Here is an 811-nt window from a genome sequence, read left to right as displayed (position 1 = left end):
TGCTCGGTGGCGCCTTGCTGGGCACCCTGCCCGATCTGGATGTGCTGATTGATTACGGCGATGCGGTGGCCAATTTCACCGAGCATCGCGGTTTCAGCCACTCCCTGCTGGTGTTGTTGCCGGTCTCGCTGGTGCTGGCCCTGTGCCTGTCCCGCTGGCAGACACAGATTCCGTTGCGACGCTGGTGGTTGTTCACCGGGCTGTGTTTGATCACGCACCCGCTGCTGGATGCGTTTACCACTTATGGCACCCAGTTGTTCTGGCCACTGGGTGACCCGGTGGCCATCAGCAGTGTCTTTATCATTGATCCGCTTTATACCCTGCCCATGTTGGTTGCCGTGATAGTGGCTCTGGCACGACCGCCGGCAATGGCGGCACTGGCCACCGGGCTGACGCTGTCCTCCCTGTATCTATGCTGGAGCCTGGTGGCCCAGCAGTGGATGACACAGCGGGTGATGCCAACGCTGGCGCAACGGGGCTTGAGTGAGGCGCCACGTCTGGTGCAGCCCATGCCGTTTTCCACCCTGCTGTGGCGGGTGACGGTGCTGGGGGAACAGCAGAGACTGGAGATTGTCACCGGTGTGCTGGATAACGGCGATGCGCTGACAGTGGAACCCTTCCCCCGTTCGCCGCAGGACTATGCCGAGGCCATGCAGCTGCCGGCGGGCCGCAAATTGGCCTGGTTCACCCGGGGGTTCATGGATGTGGACGCCGGGCCTGACCAGTTACTGGCCACGGATATTCGCTTGGGGGTGCCGGGGCTGCATCCCTTCCAGTTTGTGCTGGCGGAACAGGAAGACGGTGTCTGGAA

General features: G+C 62.4%; 1 protein-coding gene. It reads left to right on the top strand.

All coding sequences use genetic code 11. The features are described from left to right. The coding region (locus A3754_RS06395; protein WP_063519119.1) for a metal-dependent hydrolase at positions 1–811 on the top strand (811 nt) is incomplete at both ends.

The organism is Alcanivorax sp. HI0083, from assembly GCF_001635175.1.
This window is presented reverse-complemented; position numbering and strand designations above follow the sequence as displayed.